Below are 17,732 nucleotides of genomic sequence, written 5' to 3' on the forward strand. Positions count from 1 at the left end.
ATCGGGAAATCGGGATCGATCCCGCCGGGCCGCCTCAAAAATCGCCATTCGCCCTGCTTTATGCCGCGATTCAGCGGTTAGGGCGATGATCGCGAAAATGTCAATTCTTGTTTCGCACGTGCGAACAGCCCATAAATGGGTGAGATGAAACCGTACCCCAAATATTTCGAGAAAATTCGGGTCCGTCCCGACAAGGATGCGGAGCTGAAGTCGCACTCGCCGATCTGCCAGTGGGACGGCTGCAAGGAGGCCGGTACCCACCGGGCGCCGGTCGGACGCATGAAGGAAGGCGAGTATTTTCAGTTCTGCTTCGATCATGTGCGCGAATACAACAAGGGTTTCAACTACTTCTCCGGCGTGCCGGACACCGAGATAGCCCGCTTCCAGAAGGAAGCGATGACCGGCCACCGGCCGACATGGAAGATGGGCGTCGCCGGCGCCTCGACGCGCTCCTCGCCCGATTTCGCCCAGCAGCGTTCCGGTCGCGCCGGCTATTATAACCGCATGCGCGATCCCTTCGATCTGTTCAAAGGGCCGAAGGACCCGCGCGAGGCGCGCGAACGCAAGGCCAAGCCGCTTGAGGCCAAGGCGCTGGAAACGCTTGGCCTTGATACAAAGGCGACTGGCAAGGACATCAAGGCGCGCTATAAGGAACTTGTGAAGCGCCACCATCCGGATGCGAATGGCGGCGATAGAGGTTCGGAAGACCGGTTCCGCGATGTGCTGCAGGCCTATCGCGTGCTCAAGCAGGCGGGTTTGTGCTGAGCGACCTAACGGTTCGTGTCGTTTTCCAACTTTCATAAGGGTGGAAAAGGCTCTAAGACCGCCCCCGGACAAAAACGATTGCCGGCGAAATCAGGCATTTCGCCCGTGGAGACTCGGATAGAGATGAACAAGGTCGATCGCGACATCGCCAATTTGCCCGACACGACGGTGTCCGTGAAAGACAAATTCGGCTTCGAGTCCAAGATGGTGGTGCCGGCCTATTCGGTGACCTCGGAACATGTGCCGGACATCGATCCGGACTATCTGTTCGACAAGGCGACGACGCTGGCGATCCTTGCCGGCTTTGCCTACAATCGCCGCGTCATGGTGTCTGGCTATCACGGCACCGGCAAATCGACCCATATCGAACAGGTCGCCGCCCGCCTTAACTGGCCCTGCGTGCGCGTCAACCTCGACAGCCATGTCAGCCGTATCGACCTCGTCGGCAAGGACGCCATCGTCGTCAAGGATGGCCTGCAGATCACCGAATTCCGCGACGGCATCCTGCCTTGGGCCTACCAGCACAATGTCGCGCTCTGCTTCGACGAGTACGATGCCGGCCGTCCGGACGTGATGTTCGTCATCCAGCGCGTGCTGGAATCATCGGGGCGCCTGACGCTGCTCGACCAGAGCCGGGTCATCCGCCCGCATCCGGCGTTCCGCTTGTTTTCGACCGCCAACACGGTCGGCCTCGGCGACACAACCGGCCTCTATCACGGCACGCAGCAGATCAACCAGGCGCAGATGGATCGCTGGTCGATCGTCACCACGCTGAACTACCTGCCGCACGACAATGAGGTGAACATCGTGCTGGCCAAGGCCAAGCACTATCGCGACGGCAAGGGCAAGGACATCGTCAACAAGATGGTGCGCGTCGCCGACATGACGCGCTCGGCCTTCATCAATGGCGATCTGTCGACCGTGATGAGCCCGCGTACCGTCATCACCTGGGCCGAAAATGCCGAGATCTTCGGCAATATCGGCATGGCGTTCCGGCTGACCTTCCTCAACAAGTGCGACGAGCTGGAGCGTTCGGTGGTGGCCGAGTTCTACCAGCGCGCCTTCGGCGAGGACCTGCCCGAGAGCGCCGCCAACGTGGTGCTGGGCTGAGCAGAGCCTCGATGGCGGGTCCGGGCGACAACACGCGCAACAAGTCGAAGACGGGGTCTGAAGCCGACAGCTTCAAGCGTGCCGTCACCGTCTGCATGCGCGCCATCGCCGGCGACAAGGAGCTCGAAGTCGGTTTCGCCAAGGACCGCCCGGCGCTCGCCGGCAGCCGCGCCCGATTGCCCGAACTGCCGAAGAAAGCGTCCAAGACAGACATCGCGATTACTCGTGGCCTGGGCGATTCCATGGCGCTGAAGCGCGCCTGCCACGATCAGCGTATCCACACCAAACTGGCGCCGGAAGGCAAGCTGGCGCGCTCAATCTATGACGCCGTGGAACAGGCCCGCGTCGAGGCGATCGGCAGCCGCGCCATGCAAGGCGTCGCCGACAATATCGGCTCGATGCTGGAGGACAAATACGCCAAGGCCAACCTTGTCGACGTCAAGGACAAGGCCGACGCGCCGATCGAGGAAGCGCTGGCGCTGATGGTGCGCGAGAAGCTGACCGGGCGGCCGATCCCGAAGAGCGGCGAGCGTCTGGTCGACCTCTGGCGGCCCTGGGTCGAGGAGAAGGCCAAAGCCGATCTCGACGGACTGTCGGCCAAGCTCGGCGACCAGCAGGCCTTCGCCCGCGTCGTGCGTGAGATGCTGGCGTCCATGGAGATGGCCGAGGAACTCGGCGACGACCAGGAAACCGAAGACTCCGAGGACAATGACGACAACCAGCCGCAAGGCGAGGAGCAGAGCGAGGAGGGCGGCGAAGAGGATTCCGGCTCCGAGCAGTCGCAGTCCGAGGATGCCGAGGCCTCCGCCGACGACGAACAGTCGTCCGAGACTGAGGCCTCCGACGCCACTGCCGACGATCTTTCCGACGATGACGATGCGGACGCCGAAACGCCGGGCGAGGCGCGCCGTAACGACAACCCCTTCGCCAACCTGCCGAAAGAGATCGACTACAAGGTTTTCACCACCGCCTTCGACGAGACGGTCGGTGCGGAAGAGCTGTGCGAGGAGGAAGAACTCGACCGGCTACGCGCCTTCCTCGACAAGCAGTTGGCCAATCTCTCCGGCGTCGTCGGCCGGCTCGCCAACCGGCTGCAGCGCCGCCTGATGGCGCAGCAGAACCGTTCCTGGGATTTCGACCTCGAAGAGGGTTATCTCGATCCGGCACGCCTGGTTCGTGTCGTCATCGATCCGATGCAGCCCTTGTCGTTCAAGCAGGAGCGCGACACCAAATTCCGCGACGCGGTGGTGACGCTGGTGCTCGACAATTCGGGCTCGATGCGCGGCCGGCCGATCACGGTTGCCGCCACCTGTGCCGACATTCTGGCGCGCACGCTGGAGCGCTGCGGCGTCTCGGTCGAGATCCTCGGCTTCACCACTCGGGCGTGGAAGGGCGGACAGGCGCGCGAGAAATGGCTGAAGGACGGCAAGCCGCCGAACCCCGGCCGGCTCAACGATCTGCGCCACATCATCTACAAATCCGCCGATCATCCGTGGCGCCGCGCCCGGCGCAATCTCGGCCTGATGATGCGCGAAGGCCTGCTCAAGGAAAACATCGACGGCGAGGCGCTGTTGTGGGCGCACAACCGGCTGATCGCCCGGCCCGAACAGCGCAAGATCCTGATGATGATCTCGGACGGCGCGCCGGTCGACGATTCGACGTTGTCGGTCAATCCTGGCAATTACCTCGAGCGGCATCTGCGCGCCGTCATCGAGCTGATCGAGACGCGCTCGCCGGTCGAGCTTCTGGCCATCGGCATCGGCCACGACGTCACCCGCTATTACAGGCGCGCCGTCACCATCGTCGATGCCGAGGAACTGGCCGGCGCCATGACCGAGCAGCTGGCCTCGCTGTTCGCCGAGGAAAACGTGCGCGATACACGCCGCGGCGGCTACCGGCGCGCCGGATGATTTTTTTGCGCGGCGGGTTTCGGCAGATGCTCTTCGCGGTCACTGCGTTGTCCGGCATCGCGTTTGCGCCGGCCATCGCCGCCGGCCCAAGCGCGGTCGAGCCGGTCCAAGTCTCGGCGCGGCCGATCACCACCTTCAATATCGGCAGCGCCGACAAGCAGTTTGGGCTGCTGGAATTCGTCGGCGGTCTTGAGATGAACTCGACGACGCGCGATTTCGGCGCGCTGTCGGCATTTCGGTTTGTCAAACCCGGCAGCGATTTCATCGGCGTCGCCGATACGGGCTTCTGGTTCTTCGGCTCGATCACCCATGATGCCGACAAGCGGCCGTCCGGCATCCAGAATTTCCGCATGCAGCAGATGGTCGATGAAAAGGGCCGGCCGATCGACAGGAAATGGGAAGTCGATGCCGAGGGCCTTGCAGTCAAGGACGGCATCGCCACCGTCGGCTTCGAGCGCGATCACCGCGTCGCCCAGTTCAAGATCGACCCCAGCAACATGATGGCGCCGTTCAAGCAACTGAACTTCCTGGTTCCAGCCCGCGAACTGCGACAGAACCGCGGTTTCGAGACCGTCACCCACGCCAATCCCAACGGCCAGCACGAGGGCGGCCTCGTCGTGGTCTCGGAAAAGAGCTTGGACAAGGCTGGCAACATCTATGCCGCCATCATCGAAGGGCCGCACAAGGGCGTCTTCACGGTCAAGCGCAACGGCGATTTCGACATCACCGACGGCGCTTTCCTGCCGGATGGCGATCTCTTGCTGCTGGAGCGCAGTTTCTCGATGGCCGGCGGTGTCAGGATGCGGCTAAGGCGCATCTATGGCGAAAGCGTCGAGAAGGGCGCGGTTGCCGACGGGCCGGTGCTGATGGAAGCCGATATGGGCTACCAGATCGACAATATGGAAGGGCTCGACGTCTGGACCCGCGATGACGGAGCGCTGATGGTGTCGCTGATCTCGGACGACAACCATTCGATCCTGCAGCGCAACCTCTATCTGGAATTCATCCTGCACCAGGATTGAGAGCCCTAAGGCTTGGTGGCGATCCAGATGACGTGGCGCGCGCCGCGCTTGCCATTGGCGCGCGTCTTCACCTCGTCCACGACAAAGCCCGCCTGCTTGAGCCTAAGTGTGAAGCCGGCATCGGGGCCTTGCGACCAAACAGCCAGCACGCCCCCGGGCCTGAGCGCTGCACGCGCCGCGCCGAGGCCGGCAGCGCCATAGAGGGCGTCGTTGCCCTTGTAGACGATGCCTTCAGGGCCATTGTCGACATCGAGCAGGATGGCGTCCCAGGCTGCCTTGTCGGATCTTATGATGTGCCCGACGTCGGCTTCGCGAACCGTCACACGGGGATCGTCGAGACAGCCGGCGAAGACCGCCTCCATGGGGCCGCGCGCCCAGGCGATGACGGCGGGGACAAGCTCGGCAACGGTGATGCCTGCGTCGGCGCCCAATTGGGCAAGCGCAGCGCGCAGCGTAAAACCCATGCCGAGGCCGCCGATCAGGATTTTCGGTTTGGCGCGGCCGCCGATCTTTTCACAGGAGAGCTTGGCCAGCGCTTCTTCGGAGCCGCTGAGGCGGCTGTTCATCAGCTCATTGGTGCCGAGCATGATCGAGAATTCGCTGCCGCGCTGCTTGAGGCGCAGTTCCTGTCCGCCGTCAGGCGTTTTGGCCGAGCCGAGCTGGACCCAAGGGATCACGGCCTAGACAGCCACGGCCGGCTGGCTCCAGTGGGCGGCGAGCAGCCGGTAGGGGATCAGGGCCACAACAGCGATGATCAGCTTCACCGAAAGGTCGCCCAGCGCCCAGGAGACCCAGCGCATGGTCTCGACCGGCAGCACGCCCATCAGCGGCGCCGTCTCCAGCGCAAAACTGTCGTTCGGGCCGGCAAAAGCGAAGGCGGCCGAAAAGGCGATGCTGAAGAACACCAGGGTGTCGAACACCGAGCCGACCAGCGTGCCGACGATCGGCGCGCGCCACCAGCTCTGCCGGCGCAACCGGTTGAACACGGTGACGTCGAGCAATTGCGCGCAAAGGAAGGCCGCGCCGGAAGCTGCGGCGATGCGCACCAGCCGGTCGGCTGATGTCTCGAACTCGATCAGGCCGTGGCGAAACAGGAAGGGCGGGACGAGAATCGAGCAGACCACCGCGGTCATGAAGCCGACAAAGACGATGCGGCGCGCCACCGTCGGGCCGTAGCGGCGGTTGGCAAGGTCGGTGACCAGGAAGGAGAAGGGATAGGTGAAGGCGCCCCAGGTCAGGATGTCGGCCAGCGACAGACCGCCGGCCTGACCCTGCATCGGGAACTGCACGAGGATGTTCGATACCACGACGACAAGCGCCATGGCGGCCACAAAGGGCAGATATCGCGAGAAGGAAGTCATTTTTTTATCCTGGGTAATGGAACCAGCCAGGCGCTAGCCGAAATCCGGATCGCGCTGCCTTGCAAGTTTTGAGCATCGGATTGCTCCGATGCTGCTGCCTTAGAAGTTTTGAGCATCGGATTGCTCCGATGCTCAGGGCGGTCGTCCCCCGCCTTGATATCGTTAAGCGGCGGGCTGGTCGGCCAGCTTCTTGGCGATCTGCTTCTTCAGCAGCCGCGCGCGCTGCGACAGTTCCTTGGCGTCGGCCTTGGCCAGGAAGGCGTCGAGGCCGCCGCGATGCTCGACCGAACGCAGCGCGTTGGCCGAAATGCGCAGGCGCACATTCTGGTTCAGCGCTTCCGAAATCAGCGTCACATTGACGAGGTTCGGCAGGAAGCGGCGCTTGGTCTTGTTGTTGGCGTGGCTCACATTGTTGCCGGTCTGGACTGCCTTGGCAGTGAGTTCGCAAGTGCGGGACATGGTTCTAACCTTCAGTTCTGTCTAAGCCTGCCAAACCTTGTTCGCCCGCGCCGGGTGGCGCGCGGTTTCAGTCAGGCGGCCTTATGGAAAAGTTGGCGTTCCTTAGTTGCATTTCGCCAATGCGTCAAGCTCCGGCTTGCCCACGACTGTGACGGGCGTTTCACATAAAGGCCGGAATTCAGCCTATAAGCGGTCGGACAGGGACATTCAAGCCGGAGTCGCCCGCCTCCGGTTAAAAAATCAAGGACCGAGCCCGCCATGCTTCGCCCGTCACATGCCGTTGTCGCCATACTTGTCGCCGCCTTGCCGACATCAATCCTTGCCGCCGCGCCCGCAGCCACCGCACAGTCCTTCAAGGGCGAATACACGGTGTCGTTCCTCGGCCTTTCCGTGGCCAAGGCGACATTTTCCAGCCACTACGAAGGCGATAGCTATTCCATAGAGGGCACCGTCTCCAGCGCCGGTCTCGCCACCTTGTTCGACGACACGAGCGGCACGATCTCGTCAAAGGGCAAGATTCTGGGCAAGCAGATGCAGCCGCAGGTATTTCGCGCCGATTATAAGTCCGGCAAGAAGGCTTCCATGGTCGATATCCGCTTTGCCAATGGCGCGGTGACCGCCACCCAGGTCATTCCCGAGCCGAAAAAGCGCAATCCCAAAAACTGGATACCGCTGGGCAGCAACGATCTGGCATCGGTGCTCGATCCGATGGCGGCTACCGTCATCCATGCTGACAGCCTCGACCAGGTCTGTGGGCGCAAGGTGAAATTCTATGACGGCGAGATGCGCGCCGACCTGACGCTGACCTACGCCTCGAAAGGATCGATCTCGGTCAAGGGCTACAAGGGCGACACCGTTACCTGCAAGATGAGCTTCGAGCCGGTGGCAGGCTACCGCAAGGGCCGCAAGGCGCTGAATTACCTGAAGAAGAAGAGCCAGATGATGGTGACGTTTGCACCGCTCGGCCAAACCGGCATATATGCGCCGATCCACGCCACGGTCGGGACGCAGATCGGCACCTTGACTGTCAGCGCGGGGCGGTTCGAAGCTACTGAATAGACGCGCCCACCCGAATAGAATGGGGCGAGTCGCCGGAGACGGGCATGGGGCGCGCAACACTGATCGGTTTCTCGGCGGTCGCCATGTGGGCGCTGCTGGCGTTGCTCACCGATGCGTCGGGCGCCGTGCCGCCATTCTTGCTCTCGGCCATCACCTTCACCATCGGCACCGCGGTCGGGATGGTTGCCCGGCTGTTCATGCCGGCGGCCGATAAAAGCCTGAAGATCCCACGCCAGGTCTGGGTGATCGGCATTGCCGGACTGTTCGGCTACCATTTCTTCTATTTCACCGCGCTGCGCAACGCGCCGGCGGTGGAGGCAAGCCTGATCGCCTATCTGTGGCCGCTGCTGATCGTGCTGGGATCAGCGCTGATGCCGGGCGAGAAGCTGGCCTGGAACCATGTCGTCGGCGCGCTGCTCGGGCTCGCCGGGACCGTGCTGATCGTCACCAAGGGTGGCGGCCTCGCCTTCGATGCTCGCTACACCTTCGGCTATGCGATGGCGGCCGTCTGTGCGCTGCTGTGGTCGTCCTATTCGCTGCTGTCGCGGCGCTTTCCGGCGGTGCCGACCTCGATTGTCACCTGGTTCTGCGCCGCCACGGCAGCCCTGTCCCTCATCTGCCATCTTCTGCTGGAAAAGACGGTGCTGCCCGATGGCCCCGGCCAGTGGCTGGCGGTGGTTGGTTTGGGGTTGATGCCGGTGGGTGCCGCCTTCTACGCCTGGGATATCGGCGTCAAACGAGGCAACATCCAGGTGCTCGGCGCGGCAAGCTATGCGGCGCCACTGCTGTCGACATTGGTGCTGATCGCGGCGGGCGTTGCCGAGCCGTCGCTGCGTATCCTGGCGGCCTGCGTACTGATCACCGGCGGCGCGGCGCTGGCGGCGAAATCGTTGTTCCTGCGCAAGGCGGCAACTGGCGGGGCAAGCGCATGACGATGCCGTTTGCCGGCGGCATCGACGCCAACGCAAATGCAACATTGATTTTTTCGCTGGTGGCGGCGGTGATCTACGCCTTCACCCTGGATATGCGGCCGACGCTGGCCCGCTCGGCGGCAAAGACGCTGGCCGTGGCCATGCTTGCGGCGCTGGCCTTCATGCAAGGTGGGCCGCTGTTGCTCGTCTCTGCGCTGGCGCTCAGCGCCGTCGGCGATGCCTTCCTGTCGCGTGACGGCGAAAAGGCCTTCCTCGGCGGGCTGGCCAGCTTCCTTGCGGCGCATGTCCTCTATGTGCCGCTCTTCCTGCTCGGCGGCGGCGGGCTGGATGTGCTCAGCACCGAGACATGGCGCGGCGCCATCGCGCTTGCCATGGCGGCCTTCGCAGTCGTCATGCTGGCGGCGCTCTGGCGCCGTGTCAGTCCCGGCCTGCGGGTGCCGATCGCCATCTATATCGCGGCCATTCTGGCGATGGGCATCTCGGCGTTGACGCTCGCCAATCCGTGGGTCATCGGCGGCGCTGTTATGTTCATGGCATCGGACGGGCTGCTTGCCGCGGAGAAATTCCTGGTTCCGGCAATAGCACCCTATCGCGCCGGCATCCGTTATGCGGTCTGGGTGCTCTACTATGCCGCCCAGCTCTGCATAACTCTTGGTTTTCTTCTGGCCTAAGGCTGCCAGCCCGGCTCGGCCATTTCAAACGCGGCGAAGTCGAAGCCCGGCGCCACGGTGCAGCCGACCAACGTCCATTCGCCGAGGCTGCGCGCCGATTGCCACCAGCCGGCCGGCACGACGATCTGCGGCCGCTCGCCCGCCGCAAGCTCAATGCCGAGCACCTGCTCGATCACCTGGTTAAGCATTGGACTACCTTCCTCGCACATCGACAGCGCCAGCGGCGCTCCGGCATGGAAGTGCCAGACCTCGGCCGCGTCCTTGACCCGGTGCCAGGCCGAAATCTGGTCCTGTTCAAGGAGGAAATAGATCGCCGTCGAATGGCCGCGCCCGGCGCCGTCGCGAAAGGTCTCGGCATACCAGCCGCCTTCCGGATGCGGCTTGAGGCCGAGCGTGGCGATGATTTCAGCGGCGCTGGTCATGGCTGATCCCGGAATGATGCTCAGAAATTGTCCTTGCGCTTGCGGATTTCCGCGAACACTTCGGCGTCGGAGGCCGCCTCCATACCGAGATGCTTGCGGATCGCCGGGTCGTGCCAGCGCAGGAACGGATTGGTCGACAATTCCTCGCCGATCGTGGTCGGCAGCGTCGCCTTGTTGTCGGCGCGCAGGGTCTCGATCTTGGCGGCGCGTTCTTTCAGCGCCGAATTGGTCGGGTCGACGGTCAACGCAAAGCGGGCGTTCGAAAGCGTATACTCATGGCCGCAATAGATGACCGTGTCGGCCGGGAGTGCGACGAGCTTCTTCAGCGACTCATACATCACCGGCGGCTTGCATTCGAACAGCCGGCCGCAGCCGAGCGCGAACAAAGTGTCGGCGGTGAACGCCACTTTCGAGGCCGGAAAATGATAGGAGACATGGCCCGCAGTGTGGCCGGGCGTGGCGATGACATCGATCCGCTCACCGCCGAGATGGACGACCGAGCCTTGCCCGACGGTCTCGTCGATGCCGGGGATCTTTTCCTTTTCCGCCTCCGGTCCGACGATGCGCAGCTTGAAGCGCTCCTTCAGCGCCAGATTGGCCTCGACATGGTCGACATGGTGGTGGGTGGTCAGGATCATCGTCGGCTTCCAGCCGGTACGCTCGATAGCGGCAATGATCGGCGCTTCTTCGGGTGCGTCGATAATGGCGGTCTCGCCGCTTTTCGGGTCATGCACCAGCACACCGAAATTGTCGCTGCGGCACATGAATTGTTCGATTTCGACCGGCATTGGCATCTCTCCATCTGTTGGCGCAGACATAGGGCGCTTGGCCGCTGATGTCATCTAGCTTTGCAGAGCCTGGCGGCTTTGTTGAACTTCGGCGGCATCGCAGCTACCGTCCCGCGCATGCATTCCGATATCGTCGATCTCCGCTCCTTCTATTCGACCACGCTCGGCCGCCTGGCTGAACGCTCGATCACCATGGCGCTGTCCTCAATATGGGCAACAGTGCCGAATGAGCGGCTGGTCGGGCTCGGCTATACCTTGCCGTGGCTGGAGCGGTTCGGCACCGATGCCGAGCGGGTGTTTGCCTTCATGCCTGCTACGCAAGGCGCCGTCGTCTGGCCGGCGAACGGGCCGACGGCTACGGCGCTGGTCTTCGACGAGGAATTGCCGCTGGTCGATTCCTGCATCGACCGCATGCTGCTCGTGCATTCGCTCGAACATGTCGAAAACCCGCGCGAGACGCTGAACGAGATCTGGCGGGTGCTGTCGCCGGCAGGGCGCGTCGTCATCGTCGTGCCCAACCGGCGCGGTGTCTGGGCGCGGTTCGAGCACACGCCGTTCGGCAATGGCCGGCCGTTCTCGCGCGGCCAGCTGACAGAATTGCTGCGCGAGGCGAATTTCACGCCGGCTTCCTGGTCCGACGCGCTGTTCTTCCCGCCATCGCCGCGGCGCTTCATGATGCGGTTCCACAATGTGCTGGAGCGCGCCGGCCGGCGGTTCTGGCCGATCTTTTCCGGCGTCATCGTGGTCGAGGCGCAGAAGCGGCTCTATCAGGGCGTGCCGGTCGCGCAGCGCGCTTCGCGCCGTGTCTTCGTGCCGGTACTGTCACCGCACGGTGCGACGCGGCTTGGCCGCCGGGCGGAAGGGGTGACATCGACGACGCGTCAGGTGACACCTTCGTGATCATCATGAAAACTGGTGTTGCGTGGGTTTTTCCCACCTATCTGTCGCAGATGCATTCGCGGTCCGTTTGAGCGGCGGATGCCTTCAAGTCTCTCCATCTGGTTTCAGCAACGCTTCTGAACGCAAGGACCTCGTGCATGGCTGATCAACCGGACAAGTCCGCCGCCGCTCAGCCGGTAACCGTCGATGCCAGCAGCCTGCGCGATCAGGTGGCGACGATCAAACGGGCGCTGATAGGCTCACCGGTGCGCAAGTGGCTGGTCTGGACGTCGGTCGGCATTATGGCGGTCATCGTCGCGACGTCGATCGGCCAGGTTCTGCTCAACCGCTGGAACCAGCCTTTCTACGATGCGCTGGCGCGTCGCGACATGGCGGCCTTCCTGCATCAGCTGATGATCTTTGCCGTGATTGCCGGCACGCTGCTGCTGCTCAACATCGCTCAGACCTGGCTCAACCAGATGATCCGGCTGAAGCTGCGCGAGGCGCTGACGCTCGACCTGATCGACCAATGGATGCGGCCGGCGCGGGCCTTCCGGCTCGCCAATGCCGGCGCCATCGGCGTCAATCCCGACCAGCGCATGCAGCAGGATGCCGCGCATCTGTCCGATCTGTCGACGGACCTCGGCGTCGGCCTGCTGCAATCCTTCATCCTGCTGGTGTCGTTCGTCGGCGTGCTTTGGCAACTCTCGTCGGGCTTCGTCTTCCACATCAACGGCTGGTCGCTGGCGATACCGGGCTACATGGTCTGGGCCGCGTTCCTCTATGCCGGCATCGCCTCCTGGCTGAGCTGGCTGGTCGGGCGGCCGCTGATCCGCCTCAACAGCGACCGCTACACCCGCGAGGCCGAGCTGCGTTCCGGGATGGTGCGCGTCAACGAGAATGTCGACGCCATCGCGCTCTATCACGGCGAAGCCGATGCCAAGAGACGGCTCGAAATCGACCTTGGCACGGTGCTGGGCGCGATGCGAAACATCTACAAAGCGCAGATCAACCTTTCCTGGGTGACCGATACCTATGGGTGGATCACCGTGGTGGCGCCGATCCTGGTGGCATCGCCGGTCTATTTTTCAGGCGATATCAGCTTTGGCGGGTTGATGATGGCGGTCGGCGCTTTCAACCAGGTGCACTCGTCGCTGCGCTGGTTCATCAACAATATCGGCGGCATCGCAGACTGGCGCGCCACGCTGATGCGCGTTGCCGACTTCCGCATTGCGCTCGATGATACCGATGTGCTGCACGACAAGGAAAAGCGCATCGAATTCGGCGATAACGCCAATGGCAGCCTGACCTTCGAGAAGCTCCAAGTGGCCTCGCCGGAGGGCTGCACCAAACTTTCAGACAGCCATGTCGAGATCCATCCCGGTGAGCGCGTCATGATCACCGGCGATCCAGGCGCCGGCAAGACATTGTTCTTCCGCGCCATTGCCGGCCTTTGGCCCTGGGGCAGCGGGCGGATCGGCTTGCCGGCCGGAGAAACGCCGATTTTCGTGCCGCGTGTTCCGTATTTTCCTGCCGGCACGTTACGCGAAGTGCTGCATCCGAATGGCTCGGCGCCGGCTGGCGATGCTGATTTTGGGGCGGTGCTGGCCGAGGTCGGGCTCGAGCGGCTGTCATCCTCGCTCGACCGTTCCGCACGGTGGGAGCGTGAACTCAACGATGACGAACAACGCTCGCTGGCCTTCGCCAGGCTCGCCTTGCGGCAGCCGAAATGGGTGATCATCGACGAAGCGATGGACGCGTTCGATGGTCCTTCGCTACGAAGGGTGCTGTCCATGTTGGAGAAACGCCTGCCGGAAACCGCGATCCTCAACATCGGGCGCGGACTGCACAATGATCATTTCTTTCCACGCGCATTGAACATCGTGAAGGATACGGGTGCTGCGCCACTGAAACCCGCCCGAGTCAGGACCGGCGCCATCGACCCGCCGCCGAAAGCGGCCGTGCGGCGAAAGAAGTAGAAGGGGCTTTATTTCGCCGCGATCGCGGCGAAGATCACGGATCGAAATATCGGTGGTGCGGCCATGCTCGATGCGCTCAGCCTGCTTGCCTGCCTTGCCTGCACCACGCCCGTGGCTGCCCCGGCCGTTGCCGTGGATGTCGAACTGGTGCTGGCCGTCGACATCTCACAGTCGATGGACGAGAGGGAGTTCGCGCTGCAGCGCGCTGGCTATGTCGAGGCCCTCAGGCATCCCGATTTCATCAAGGCCGTGCGCTCGGGAACCACCGGGCGCATCGCGCTTGCCTATTTCGAATGGGCGGGCGTCGTGCGCGAGGATGGCGTCATCGCCTGGCAGGTGATCGACAGCGCAGAGAGCGCCAACGCCTTCGCCGACAGAATAGAAGCGCGGCCGTTCCGCAGCTTTCGCGGCACCTCGATTTCCGGTGCGCTTGCCTTCGGCGCCGGGCTGTTCGAGGGCACGGGGTTCGATGCGCCACGCAGCGTCATCGACATTTCCGGCGACGGTCCCAACAACACCGGGCTGCCCGTCGCCACGACACGCGATGCGGCGGTGGCCAAGGGCATCGTCATCAACGGCCTGCCGATCCTGATCAGCCCGTCGCCGACCTTCAGCCATCTCGACCAGTATTATGACGACTGCGTCACCGGTGGGCCCGGCTCCTTCGTGTTGCCGATCTATGCGGCCTCGGAATTCGCCACCGCCATACGCCGCAAGCTGATCCTGGAGGTGAGCGGCATCGCCGATGCGACCACGGTCCCGATCGATGCCGCTGCACCCATGGACTGCCTACAGGGCGAACGCGACCGGCGGCTATATTCCGACCCATATCTGCCGGAACTCGACAAATGAGGTTTGAGGCAGTTCGGAGGGGAAAGCCGCTGCGCGGCTTGTCGGCAAACTTCAGGCCGGCCGTGCACCGTATTTGTCGCGAAATTCGGCATAGAGATCGCGGCGCCAGCGCCGGCCGCCGACATAGCCACGCAACAGCTGCGGCAGCGAATAGCCAAGCGCCTTCGACGACCGGTTGGCCATATAGCCGGAGAACGCCTGCGAAACCCTGCCCTTGAGTGCATCGGCGATGAGCTGCCGGGCGATCATGTAAGGCGGAATGTAGGGGTAGCGGTCGGCGATATAGGGGTGCTTGTCGATCAAGCTCGCATAGGCTTCGACATAGCCGTCCCGGCGACCGGAGATCGAATTCTCCGAGTTGTACTTTTTCCAGTCGATCACTTCGGACAGCTGCGCGCCGCTGCGACGGGCAAAGCGCAGCAACAATTCGCGATCCTGCATGCGCGTGACGTCACTGTCGTAGCCGCCGATGGCCAGCAGCGACTCGCGCCGGGCGGTGATTGCCGACCCGGCAATGAAGATGGTCTGCGCGACAAGGGCCCGCTCCAGCGAGTCGCGGCTCAGCAGCGCCTCGCGGTTGACGCAGTTGGTGCGGCGATTGCCCTTCAGCGACACGAAGGAACTGATCAGCACTTCGAGCGAGGGATTGTTGTCGAACTGCTCCAGCGTCCGCGCCAGGCGATCCGGCAAATAGACGTCGTCGGAATCGAGGAATGTCACCACCGGCGCCTGCGCCCGCTCGATGCCGGCATTGCGGGCGGCATTGGCGCCGCGCCATTTCGAGCCAACATAGATCAGCCGTGGATCGCGGATTTCGGCAAGTGCGGCTGCCGTACCGTCGGTCGAGCCGTCATCGACGACAATGTGTTCGAACCGGGGAAAATTCTGCGCCAGCACGCTCTCCACGGCGCGCACCACCTTACTGCGGCGATTGTGCGTCGGTGTGATCACCGAGATCAGCGGAGCGAGGTCGGTTGCCTTGGACATGTTGCTTCGATTGTGCCCCGAAATGCCTGGAGGCCGGAGGTTTTGATGGTCGCCGTCCAAGCCTTACCCCGGGATGGCATTCGATTCGACGCTACAAAAAACCAGCGGCAATGTCATCACAAACTGTTGAGCCAGGACGCCGGTAAGCCGGCCGATTACCCCAGACGTAATCGACCGATGGCCATCATGTCTGCAGATTGCGCCAACGAAGCCGGTCGTCGGGCTTCGATCTCACAGGGAGTTCAGCCATGGCCGCCTACGCCGTCGCCCATATGCGTCAAGTCACAATGGGCCCGCAGATTGTCGTGTATCTGCAGAGGATCGACGCCACATTGGAGCCGTTCGGCGGCCGCTTCCTTGTCCACGGCGGCGACATGGACGTGGTCGAAAACGAATGGCCCGGGCATCTGATCGTCATCGAGTTTCCGGACAGGGCGCATGCGTGGGGCTGGTACGATTCATCAGCCTATCGCGAGATTCTGGCCTTGCGCACCGACAACTCCCACGCCGATGTGATCATCGCCGATGGCGTTCAGCACCCGCACAAGGCGACGGACGTGCTGGAATAGGGGCAAACTACCGCTTCAGCAAGAACACCGCTTGCTGGCCGAAGAAATTCCAGAACCACCATGGCATCGACAGGCCGATCTTCTGGCCGTTGCCGTCGAGCGCGGTGGCTTTCTCGACCGAAGCGCCGAGTTCCTCGACCAGATTGACGAAGTCGCGGATGGTGCAGAAATGGATGTTGGGCGTGTCGTACCAGGAATAGGGCAGGTCCGCGGTCACCGGCATCCGGCCATTGACGAACAGCGACAGCCGCACCCGCCAGTGGCCGAAATTGGGGAAGGAGACGATGGCGCGGTTGCCGATTCGCAGCAGCTCGTCGAGCACCAGCTTCGGGTTGCGGGTCGCCTGCAGCGTCTGAGACAGGACGACGAAGTCAAAACCCTTGTCCGGATAGAATTCGAGGTCGGTATCGGCATCGCCCTGGATGACCGAGAGACCGCGCGCCACGCATTCATTGACGCCGCGCTGTGACAGCTCCAGCCCGCGGCCGTCGACCTGCTTGGTCTCCTGCAGGAGTTCGAGCAGCAGGCCGTCGCCGGAGCCGACATCGAGCACCCGCGACTGCGGCGGTATCAGGTTGGCCACGACTTCGAGGTCGACGCGCTGGCTGCCATTGACGCTCATGAGGCGAGCCCCCTTGCGCGGGCCGCCGAGCCGATGAAGCCCTTGATGGCGGCAAACAGTTCGGGTTCATCGAGCAGGAAGGCATCATGGCCGCGGTCGGTGTCGATCTCGACGAAGGAGACGGAGGCGCCGGCGGCGTTGAGCGCATGCACGATCGAGCGGCTCTCCTCGGTCGGGAACAGCCAGTCCGAGGTGAAGGACACCAGGCAGAAGCGGGTCTTGGTCCCGGCAAAGGCATCTGCCAACCGGCCGCCATGGTCGGCTGCGAGGTCGAAATAATCCATCGAACGGGTCATGTAGAGGTAGGAGTTGGCGTCGAAGCGGTCGACGAATGTCATGCCCTGGTGGCGCAGATAGCTTTCGATCTGGAAATCTGCGTCGAAACCGAAGGTCAGCGCTTCGCGGTCCTGCAGATTGCGGCCGAATTTCCGATGCAGGGCGGCTTCCGACAGATAGGTGATGTGGGCGGCCATGCGCGCCACGGCGAGCCCCTTTTCCGGGCGCTTGCCGTGCTCGAAATATTTGCCGCCATGCCAGTCCGGATCAGCCATGACAGCCTGGCGGCCGACCTCGTGGAAGGCGATGTTCTGCGAGGAATGGCGTGCGCCTGTGGCGATCGGCAGGGCCGAGAAGACGCGCTCGGAATAGCATGACGCCCATTCCAGCACCTGCATGCCGCCCATCGAGCCGCCGAGCACGCAAAACAGCTTTTCGATGCCGAAATGGTCGACCAGCATCAGTTGCGCCCGCACCATGTCGCGGATGGTGATGATTGGCAGGTCGAGGCCGTAGGGCTTGCCGGTGGCGGGATTGGTCGAGGCCGGACCGGTGGAGCCGAGGCAGCCGCCGATGACGTTGGAGCAAATGACGAAGAAGCGGTTGGTGTCGATGATCTTGCCGGGACCGATCAGCACTTCCCACCAGCCGGGCTTGCCGGTCACCGGATTGGTGCTGGCGACATGCTGGTCGCCGGTCAGCGCGTGGCAGACCAGGATGGCGTTGGTGCGGGCATCGTTGAGGGCGCCATATGTCTGGTAGGCGATCTGGAACGGCGACAAAAGCGTGCCGGCGTCAAGCTTCAGCGGCTTGTCAGGGCCAAAACGCAACACAGGGCTCGACGGGTTGTCGGCCTCGTTGTTGGTTTTTGTAGCGCGGAGCGCGGCCATGTGACTCTCCTTGCCCGCCGTCAGGCAATAAAAAACCGGCAATGCGATCGCAAAGCCGGTTACGTCACGCAAACGGCCCTTTAGCGAGTTGTTTAACGTGGCTGCAAGCCGACCGGCCAAATCACCACGGAACTGTTGCGTTCTTCTAGAACTCGTGCGGCCCGGCGTCAACGGCCAGC

At 63.2% G+C, this 17,732-nt stretch carries 19 protein-coding genes and 1 riboswitch; of the genes, 11 read left to right on the top strand and 8 right to left on the bottom strand.

Annotation, left to right across the window (positions count from 1 at the left end):
- The first annotated feature begins 135 nt into the window (after positions 1 to 135).
- The 4 genes from NKJ76_RS06110 to NKJ76_RS06125 all read left to right on the top strand — a co-directional run bounded on the left by NKJ76_RS06110 (position 136) and on the right by NKJ76_RS06125 (position 4,807).
- Positions 136 to 765 carry a J domain-containing protein gene (locus NKJ76_RS06110; protein ID WP_032887126.1) on the top strand — a complete coding sequence of 210 codons (630 nt, stop codon included), beginning with the start codon at positions 136 to 138 and terminating at the stop codon, positions 763 to 765.
- Between the two features lie 123 nt (positions 766 to 888).
- Entirely contained in the window at positions 889 to 1,875 is a 987-nt protein-coding gene (cobS, locus tag NKJ76_RS06115) for a cobaltochelatase subunit CobS (RefSeq protein WP_023670677.1), read from the top strand.
- Between the two features lie 11 nt (positions 1,876 to 1,886).
- On the top strand, positions 1,887 to 3,785 hold the full coding sequence (gene cobT, locus NKJ76_RS06120; RefSeq protein ID WP_352537008.1) for a cobaltochelatase subunit CobT: 1,899 nt from the start codon (positions 1,887 to 1,889) through the stop codon (positions 3,783 to 3,785).
- Entirely contained in the window at positions 3,782 to 4,807 is a 1,026-nt protein-coding gene (locus tag NKJ76_RS06125) for an esterase-like activity of phytase family protein (RefSeq protein ID WP_352537009.1), read from the top strand. Before cobT ends, NKJ76_RS06125 begins: the two co-directional genes overlap by 4 nt.
- A 5-nt stretch (positions 4,808 to 4,812) precedes the next feature.
- Here NKJ76_RS06125 and NKJ76_RS06130 read toward each other — a convergent pair whose 3' ends face one another.
- The 3 genes from NKJ76_RS06130 to rpmB all read right to left on the bottom strand — a co-directional run bounded on the left by NKJ76_RS06130 (position 4,813) and on the right by rpmB (position 6,627).
- Entirely contained in the window at positions 4,813 to 5,484 is a 672-nt protein-coding gene (locus NKJ76_RS06130; RefSeq protein WP_352537010.1) for a polyamine aminopropyltransferase, read from the bottom strand.
- A 3-nt stretch (positions 5,485 to 5,487) separates the two neighbouring features.
- A complete protein-coding gene (locus NKJ76_RS06135) occupies positions 5,488 to 6,168 on the bottom strand; it encodes a queuosine precursor transporter (RefSeq protein WP_023711707.1) in 681 nt (226 codons plus the stop codon).
- Positions 6,169 to 6,330: 162 nt separating this feature from the next.
- A complete protein-coding gene (gene rpmB, locus NKJ76_RS06140; protein WP_023670682.1) occupies positions 6,331 to 6,627 on the bottom strand; it encodes a 50S ribosomal protein L28 in 297 nt (98 codons plus the stop codon).
- A gap of 258 nt (positions 6,628 to 6,885) precedes the next feature.
- Between rpmB and NKJ76_RS06145 the strand changes: the two genes are divergently transcribed.
- From NKJ76_RS06145 to NKJ76_RS06155, 3 genes are read left to right on the top strand one after another with little or no spacing between them, the layout of a single operon-like run.
- Positions 6,886 to 7,686 carry a DUF3108 domain-containing protein gene (locus NKJ76_RS06145; protein ID WP_023686727.1) on the top strand — a complete coding sequence of 267 codons (801 nt, stop codon included), beginning with the start codon at positions 6,886 to 6,888 and terminating at the stop codon, positions 7,684 to 7,686.
- A 44-nt stretch (positions 7,687 to 7,730) separates the two neighbouring features.
- On the top strand, positions 7,731 to 8,618 hold the full coding sequence (yddG, locus tag NKJ76_RS06150; RefSeq protein WP_352537011.1) for an aromatic amino acid exporter YddG: 888 nt from the start codon (positions 7,731 to 7,733) through the stop codon (positions 8,616 to 8,618).
- The gene (locus tag NKJ76_RS06155) at positions 8,615 to 9,289 is read left to right on the top strand and encodes a lysoplasmalogenase family protein (protein WP_023742898.1); all 675 of its coding nucleotides are present in this window, start codon (positions 8,615 to 8,617) and stop codon (positions 9,287 to 9,289) included. Before yddG ends, NKJ76_RS06155 begins: the two co-directional genes overlap by 4 nt.
- Here NKJ76_RS06155 and NKJ76_RS06160 read toward each other — a convergent pair.
- A complete protein-coding gene (locus tag NKJ76_RS06160; protein WP_023706325.1) occupies positions 9,286 to 9,711 on the bottom strand; it encodes a cupin domain-containing protein in 426 nt (141 codons plus the stop codon). The two genes, NKJ76_RS06155 and NKJ76_RS06160, sit on opposite strands and share 4 nt — an antisense overlap.
- 20 nt (positions 9,712 to 9,731) lie before the next feature.
- Positions 9,732 to 10,499 (bottom strand): hydroxyacylglutathione hydrolase, encoded by a 768-nt coding sequence (gene gloB / locus NKJ76_RS06165; protein ID WP_023734615.1) that lies wholly within the window; start codon positions 10,497 to 10,499, stop codon positions 9,732 to 9,734.
- Between the two features lie 117 nt (positions 10,500 to 10,616).
- Here gloB and NKJ76_RS06170 point away from each other — a divergent pair, with 117 nt between their 5' ends.
- The 3 genes from NKJ76_RS06170 to NKJ76_RS06180 all read left to right on the top strand — a co-directional run bounded on the left by NKJ76_RS06170 (position 10,617) and on the right by NKJ76_RS06180 (position 14,209).
- A complete protein-coding gene (locus tag NKJ76_RS06170; protein ID WP_023670688.1) occupies positions 10,617 to 11,399 on the top strand; it encodes a class I SAM-dependent methyltransferase in 783 nt (260 codons plus the stop codon).
- Positions 11,400 to 11,536: 137 nt separating this feature from the next.
- A complete protein-coding gene (locus NKJ76_RS06175) occupies positions 11,537 to 13,357 on the top strand; it encodes an ABC transporter ATP-binding protein/permease (RefSeq protein ID WP_023832499.1) in 1,821 nt (606 codons plus the stop codon).
- A gap of 63 nt (positions 13,358 to 13,420) precedes the next feature.
- Complete coding sequence (locus NKJ76_RS06180; protein WP_352537012.1) at positions 13,421 to 14,209, top strand: DUF1194 domain-containing protein; 789 nt, start codon at positions 13,421 to 13,423, stop codon at positions 14,207 to 14,209.
- A 51-nt stretch (positions 14,210 to 14,260) separates the two neighbouring features.
- On the opposite strand, the gene NKJ76_RS06185 is transcribed toward NKJ76_RS06180, so the two are convergent.
- Positions 14,261 to 15,196, bottom strand: coding sequence for a glycosyltransferase family 2 protein (locus NKJ76_RS06185; protein WP_023673297.1), 936 nt, complete (start codon positions 15,194 to 15,196; stop codon positions 14,261 to 14,263).
- Positions 15,197 to 15,444: 248 nt separating this feature from the next.
- Between NKJ76_RS06185 and NKJ76_RS06190 the strand changes: the two genes are divergently transcribed.
- The gene (locus tag NKJ76_RS06190) at positions 15,445 to 15,765 is read left to right on the top strand and encodes a DUF1330 domain-containing protein (RefSeq protein ID WP_023699381.1); all 321 of its coding nucleotides are present in this window, start codon (positions 15,445 to 15,447) and stop codon (positions 15,763 to 15,765) included.
- A 7-nt stretch (positions 15,766 to 15,772) separates the two neighbouring features.
- Here NKJ76_RS06190 and metW read toward each other — a convergent pair whose 3' ends face one another.
- Positions 15,773 to 16,387, bottom strand: coding sequence for a methionine biosynthesis protein MetW (gene metW, locus NKJ76_RS06195; RefSeq protein WP_023673299.1), 615 nt, complete (start codon positions 16,385 to 16,387; stop codon positions 15,773 to 15,775).
- A complete protein-coding gene (metX, locus tag NKJ76_RS06200) occupies positions 16,384 to 17,553 on the bottom strand; it encodes a homoserine O-acetyltransferase MetX (protein WP_023685352.1) in 1,170 nt (389 codons plus the stop codon). Before metX ends, metW begins: the two co-directional genes overlap by 4 nt.
- Positions 17,554 to 17,613: 60 nt before the next feature.
- A riboswitch (SAM riboswitch) is annotated at positions 17,614 to 17,691 on the bottom strand.
- Between the last annotated feature and the right edge of the window lie 41 nt (positions 17,692 to 17,732).

It is taken from the genome of Mesorhizobium sp. M0029 (assembly GCF_040323735.1).
Taxonomy (GTDB): Bacteria; Pseudomonadota; Alphaproteobacteria; order Rhizobiales; family Rhizobiaceae; genus Mesorhizobium.

Coding starts and splice junctions, on each gene's coding strand:
- NKJ76_RS06110 (WP_032887126.1), top strand. CDS start 136: ATGGGTGAGATGAAACCGTACCCCAAATATTTCGAGAAAATTCGGGTC.
- cobS (WP_023670677.1), top strand. CDS start 889: ATGAACAAGGTCGATCGCGACATCGCCAATTTGCCCGACACGACGGTG.
- cobT (WP_352537008.1), top strand. CDS start 1,887: ATGGCGGGTCCGGGCGACAACACGCGCAACAAGTCGAAGACGGGGTCT.
- NKJ76_RS06125 (WP_352537009.1), top strand. CDS start 3,782: ATGATTTTTTTGCGCGGCGGGTTTCGGCAGATGCTCTTCGCGGTCACT.
- NKJ76_RS06135 (WP_023711707.1), bottom strand. CDS start 6,168: ATGACTTCCTTCTCGCGATATCTGCCCTTTGTGGCCGCCATGGCGCTT.
- rpmB (WP_023670682.1), bottom strand. CDS start 6,627: ATGTCCCGCACTTGCGAACTCACTGCCAAGGCAGTCCAGACCGGCAAC.
- NKJ76_RS06145 (WP_023686727.1), top strand. CDS start 6,886: ATGCTTCGCCCGTCACATGCCGTTGTCGCCATACTTGTCGCCGCCTTG.
- yddG (WP_352537011.1), top strand. CDS start 7,731: ATGGGGCGCGCAACACTGATCGGTTTCTCGGCGGTCGCCATGTGGGCG.
- NKJ76_RS06155 (WP_023742898.1), top strand. CDS start 8,615: ATGACGATGCCGTTTGCCGGCGGCATCGACGCCAACGCAAATGCAACA.
- NKJ76_RS06160 (WP_023706325.1), bottom strand. CDS start 9,711: ATGACCAGCGCCGCTGAAATCATCGCCACGCTCGGCCTCAAGCCGCAT.
- gloB (WP_023734615.1), bottom strand. CDS start 10,499: ATGCCGGTCGAAATCGAACAATTCATGTGCCGCAGCGACAATTTCGGT.
- NKJ76_RS06170 (WP_023670688.1), top strand. CDS start 10,617: ATGCATTCCGATATCGTCGATCTCCGCTCCTTCTATTCGACCACGCTC.
- NKJ76_RS06175 (WP_023832499.1), top strand. CDS start 11,537: ATGGCTGATCAACCGGACAAGTCCGCCGCCGCTCAGCCGGTAACCGTC.
- NKJ76_RS06180 (WP_352537012.1), top strand. CDS start 13,421: ATGCTCGATGCGCTCAGCCTGCTTGCCTGCCTTGCCTGCACCACGCCC.
- NKJ76_RS06185 (WP_023673297.1), bottom strand. CDS start 15,196: ATGTCCAAGGCAACCGACCTCGCTCCGCTGATCTCGGTGATCACACCG.
- NKJ76_RS06190 (WP_023699381.1), top strand. CDS start 15,445: ATGGCCGCCTACGCCGTCGCCCATATGCGTCAAGTCACAATGGGCCCG.
- metW (WP_023673299.1), bottom strand. CDS start 16,387: ATGAGCGTCAATGGCAGCCAGCGCGTCGACCTCGAAGTCGTGGCCAAC.
- metX (WP_023685352.1), bottom strand. CDS start 17,553: ATGGCCGCGCTCCGCGCTACAAAAACCAACAACGAGGCCGACAACCCG.